Raw genomic sequence first — 4,949 nt, forward strand, 5'->3', positions numbered from 1 at the left:
AGTGCGGGGCGGCGACGGCCCGCGCAAGAGATAGGCACCCCTGGCGAGCGACGGGCGACGTGATGTCGAATACGGTTGCCGGATGAGTGTTTTCGCAACGGCTAGCGGTGTTGGATCGTGGCACAGCTCATCCCCGCTGCCGAGGTTGTCGTCGGCGAGTTGGCGGGCGAGCTGGCGCATATCGTCGATTGCCCGTGCGGGGAGTGGGCGCCGACATGCTCGGACGGGCCGGCGCGCTGCCAGACGCTGGTGCTGTACCGCCCGCCCTTCGACGGGGACAAGGTGCTACGCCCATGCAAGCATGGGGCAGTTCGCCACCAGGAACGGGATCGTTTCCGGCGGTGCAGTGGCGTCAGGTGTCAGGTGGCGAAAACGCTGGCCGGGTAAGGATGTAGTTGGGCGGCGGACCATCCGGGCCAGATGGCGCCGCAACACATCCATCAACCTTTTATCACTGGCGACGGCCCGGCGATTCTGTAGGGCTGTGAGCTGGGTATTCGTTGTTTCCTGGTGCGGATTTGTGCACTAGCCGGTGGCCCGTAGGGTGCCTGGGTGGCGTATGTGCGCACGGTGAAGACGTCCTCGGGGCCACGGCGGTACAGGTCGTGTGGTCTTCGCGGCGCGGGTCACGCAAGATCGAGCACCTGGGATCGACGCATGATGAGACCGGGGTGGCTGTGCTGAGCCGTTGCCGATCACCTCTTCTGGTGAGTCCCCATTGCTGAGTCTATCCGATCTAGAGTCGGGTTGGTTTGATCCGTTCTCAGTTGATGCTGCAGTCCACCGGGGTGTGGGTGCACCTGCACGCCGCAGCGTACTCGGCCGGCGTGCGGTAGCCCAGTGCCGAGTGGTGGTGTCGGTGGTTGTGTTCCTGCTTGAAGTCGCCGATGACCACGCGGGCCTCGAACAGGGTGTTCCAGTGGTTGCGGTTGAGGCACTCCTTCCTGAGTAGGTTGTTGAAGGATTCGATGTAGCCGTTGTCCCACGGGCAGCCTGGCGGGATGTACACCATCCCGGTCTTGTTCTCGCAGAACCGTTGCAGCGCTTGGGAAACTATCTCCGGGCCGTTGTCCCAGACGTAGCACTTTCGGTGGGCCGCCGTTGTCGGCGAAGACCTTCTTGAGCTCGTCGACCAGGCGTTCGCCGGTGATTGAACGTTCCACGAGGTTCAGCAGTGAGACCCGGGTGTGCTCGTCGATCATCGAGGCGATTTTGATGGCCCTGCCGTCGACGGTGGAGTCGAACTGGAAGTCGATTGCCCACACCACGTTCGGGGCATCGGCCTCCACCGGCGGGACCGAGGAGATCCCGGCCCGCTTGCGCGGGGAGACCACCTTGATCTGCTGGCCTTCCTTGCGTCACAGCCGGTGGATCTTCTTATGGACCTCACGGTGCTCGTCGTAGCGCAACGCCGCCCAGATACGGCGGAACCCGTGGCAGGGGTGCTTGGTGGTGTAGGAGCGCGGCCAGGTCCGCATCTCGGCGTCGGGATCATTCGGTGTCTGCGCCGTCGGCAGGCAGCGGTAGGTGGAGCGGGCCAGCCCAACGGCCTTGCACGCCAACCGCTCCGACATGCTCAACGTGTCCGTGAGCATGTCCACGGCGCGTCGCTTGGCAGCTGGGCTCAGAATTGTCCCTTCGCGACCTCCCGCAACGCGTCCTTCTCCAGCTCGGGTGCGCCGCCAGTTGTACAACGTCGCCGGCGACACCTGCAGTTCGGCGGTGATCTCCTCGCCGGTCTTGCCCTCGACAGCCAGCTCATCCGCGCGGCGCAACTTGCGCACAATGTCCTCCGCGGAATTCCGCTTCCGACCAGCCACGTGTTTCATCGTCCTTCCAGCCCGACATCAGGCCATAGGACTCTAAAACCTCCCGGTCTCAGTCACGGGAACACGCCAATCGTGCTAGATGCCGTGACCGACGGGCTACGCAAGTGGGTTTTAAGGAACCGGCCGGTCCAGGAACGCGATGGCTGATTTTTTTGCTGCGGGAAGCCGATCGTTGACTGCTCGCGGCCCCTGAATTTCCCGGCGACTATCGGATAAACGAAATCGGATTGCTAACTTTGTACCGATGGCCGTACAAGCAGCGCGAGAAATCATCATTGATGCCTCCCTGGAAGTGATTCTGGATGCGCTAGCTGATGTCCGCTCGGTGCCGTTGTGGTCGTCGGTGCACAAGAAGGCTGAAGTCATCGACACCTATCCCGACGGGCGGCCGCACCATGTCAAGGTCGCGGTCAAAGTGATCGGGATCGCCGATCGGGAACTGCTCGAATTCCACTGGGGACCTGACTGGCTGGTGTGGGACGCCCACAAGACTTCTCATCAGCACGGCCAGCACGTCGAGTACACCCTGCGACCGGAGGGGGAGGACAAGACGCGGGTGCGTTTCGCTATCACCATAGAGCCGTCGGCGCCGCTGCCGGAGTTTCTGCTTAATCGAGGTCGCGAGAAAGTCCTCAAAGCCGCAACGGAAGGCTTGCGGGACTTCGTCATGAGTCGGGACCGTGCGGAGGGGTCTACGTAGTGGATCCGTTCCCGAGCGCGGAGAGTCGCCTGATCGCCTCGTCGAGGGTGTCGTCGCGTTTGCAGAAGGTAAAGCGCACCAGGTGATTCCACACGTCGGCTTGTTTTGCAGCGTGCTCGGCTGCCGGATCGCAGAATGCCGACATCGGGATGGCGGCTACGCCGACCTTGTCCGGCAAGGCTGCGCAGAATGCCGCGCTGTCGTCGTAACCCAGCGGACGCGGGTCGGCGCAAAGGAAGTACGTGCCGTAGCTGTTGTGCACTTCGAAGCCGATCTCGGTCAGTCCCGACGCCAGCCGATCGCGTCTGGCCTGCAAAGAACTCCGAAGCGCGGCCACCCAGGTGTCCTCGGTGTCCAGCGCCAGGGCCACCGCCGGCTGAAACGGCGCGCCGCCGACGTAGCTCAGGTACTGTTTTGCGGCCCGCACCCCGGCGATGAGATCGGATGGGCCGCAGGCCCACCCGATCTTCCAGCCGGTGCAGTTGAACATCTTAGCCGCGCTGGAAATGGTGATCGTGCGTTCGGCCATGCCGTCAAAGCCGGCCAGCGGCAGGTGCTTTCGGTCCTCGAACACCAGGTGCTCATATACCTCATCGGTAATCACCAACAGGTCTGCCGCCACGGCGATCTCCGCTATCTCGGCCAACTCGGTTGCGCTCAGCACCGCGCCGGTGGGGTTGTGCGGTGAGTTGACGATCAACGCGCGGGTCCGAGGTGTCAGCGCCCGTCGCAATGCGTCGGCATCCAGCGCAAAGCCGCGGCCATCGGGTACCAGAGGTACGGCTACCCGATTCGCGCCGGCCATCGCCACCGCTGGCGAATATGAGTCGTAGAACGGCTCGAGTAGCACTACCTCTGAGCCGGGTTCGATCAGGCCGATCACCGCCGCCGCGATGGCCTCGGTGGCCCCAACCGTCACCAGCACCTCGGTGTTGGGGTCGTACTCGATGTCAAAATGCCGCTGGCGTTGCGCGGCGATGGCCTGCCGCAGCCCAGCGATGCCTATCCCCGGTGGGTACTGGTTGACTCCGCCGGTGATGGCGTCTTGCGCGGCCTTCAGCATCGCCGGCGGTCCGTCCTCGTCGGGAAAGCCTTGCCCGAGGTTTACTGCACCGATGCGCGCAGCCAGAGCCGACATTTCGGCGAACACCGTGGTCGTGTAGGGCCGTAGTCGCGACACCGTCATGATGGCCGAGCTTATTGTGTGCGGGCTGCGCCGCGAACGTGCGCGCAGCTTCACGTTCGGCTCCGAACGTGCGCGTAGCTTCACGTTCAGCCGTCTGACCAGCAAAGCCTTGCCCAACCAACAGGTTGGCCGAACCCCCTGTTAGTGTGCCTGTACTGGACCTAGTCTTTAAGACGGATCTAAACCCCCTTTTTTTGCGAACAGGAAGCCGACATGTCCGAAGAAGCCTTCATCTACGAGGCCATCCGCACCCCTCGCGGTAAGCAGAAGAACGGATCGTTGCACGAGGTCAAGCCGGTGAGCCTAGTCGTCGGGCTGATTGAGGAGCTGCGCAAACGCAACCCCGACCTCGACGAGAACCTGGTCAGCGACGTCATCTTGGGCTGCGTTTCACCGGTGGGTGACCAGGGTGGCGACATTGCCCGCGCCGCGGTGCTGGCCGCTGACCTGCCCGTCACCGCCGGCGGGGTGCAGCTCAACCGGTTCTGTGCATCGGGGCTTGAGGCCGTCAACACCGCCGCGCAGAAGGTGCGCTCCGGCTGGGACGACCTGGTCCTAGCCGGCGGTGTGGAGTCGATGAGCCGGGTTCCGATGGGATCCGACGGCGGCGCCATGGGCCTGGACCCGGCGACCAACTACGACGTCATGTTCGTCCCGCAGGGCATCGGTGCCGACCTGATCGCCACCATCGAGGGTTTCTCCCGTGACGACGTCGACGCCTACGCGCTGCGCAGCCAGGAGAAGGCCGCGGCCGCATGGTCGGGCGGCTACTTCGCCAAGTCCGTGGTACCGGTCCGCGACCAGAACGGCCTGTTGATCCTCGACCACGACGAGCACATGCGGCCCGACACCACCAAGGAGGGCCTGGGCAAGCTGAAGCCGGCTTTCGAGGGCCTGGCGGCGATGGGCGGCTTCGACGACGTCGCGTTGCAGAAATACCACTGGGTGGAGAAGATCAACCACGTCCACACCGGCGGCAACAGCTCGGGGATTGTCGATGGAGCGGCCCTGGTGATGATCGGTAGCGAGGCTGCCGGGAAGTCGCAGGGCCTGACCCCGCGGGCGCGCATGGTGGCCACCGCCACCAGCGGCGCCGACCCGGTCATCATGCTGACCGGTCCCACCCCCGCCACCCGCAAGGTGCTCGACCGCGCCGGGTTGACGGTTGACGACATCGACCTGTTCGAGCTGAACGAGGCGTTCGCGTCGGTGGTGCTGAAGTTCCAGAAGGATC

Annotated in this window: 4 protein-coding genes and 1 pseudogene; 2 read left to right on the top strand and 3 right to left on the bottom strand. The window is 64.1% G+C overall.

Annotated features, from left to right (window positions below):
• Together AC2VOU_RS10955 and AC2VOU_RS10960 are read right to left on the bottom strand one after the other, a co-directional pair.
• On the bottom strand, nt 1-180 hold a 180-nt coding region (locus AC2VOU_RS10955; protein ID WP_486957402.1), incomplete at its 3' end, for a hypothetical protein.
• A gap of 583 nt (nt 181-763) precedes the next feature.
• Nucleotides 764-1,820 (bottom strand): annotated as a pseudogene (locus AC2VOU_RS10960) (IS3 family transposase).
• Between the two features lie 253 nt (nt 1,821-2,073).
• On the opposite strand from AC2VOU_RS10960, the gene AC2VOU_RS10965 reads away from it, so the two are divergent.
• A complete protein-coding gene (locus tag AC2VOU_RS10965) occupies nt 2,074-2,529 on the top strand; it encodes an SRPBCC family protein (protein ID WP_054879376.1) in 456 nt (151 codons plus the stop codon).
• Here the strand turns inward: AC2VOU_RS10965 and AC2VOU_RS10970 are convergent.
• Entirely contained in the window at nt 2,522-3,715 is a 1,194-nt protein-coding gene (locus AC2VOU_RS10970; protein ID WP_486957403.1) for a pyridoxal phosphate-dependent aminotransferase, read from the bottom strand. The genes AC2VOU_RS10965 and AC2VOU_RS10970 overlap by 8 nt on opposite strands.
• A gap of 213 nt (nt 3,716-3,928) precedes the next feature.
• Here AC2VOU_RS10970 and AC2VOU_RS10975 point away from each other — a divergent pair.
• Nucleotides 3,929-4,949: acetyl-CoA C-acetyltransferase (locus tag AC2VOU_RS10975; protein ID WP_486957404.1), on the top strand; the 1,021-nt coding region annotated here is incomplete at its 3' end.

It is taken from the genome of Mycobacterium sp. TH-M25, assembly GCF_057473665.1.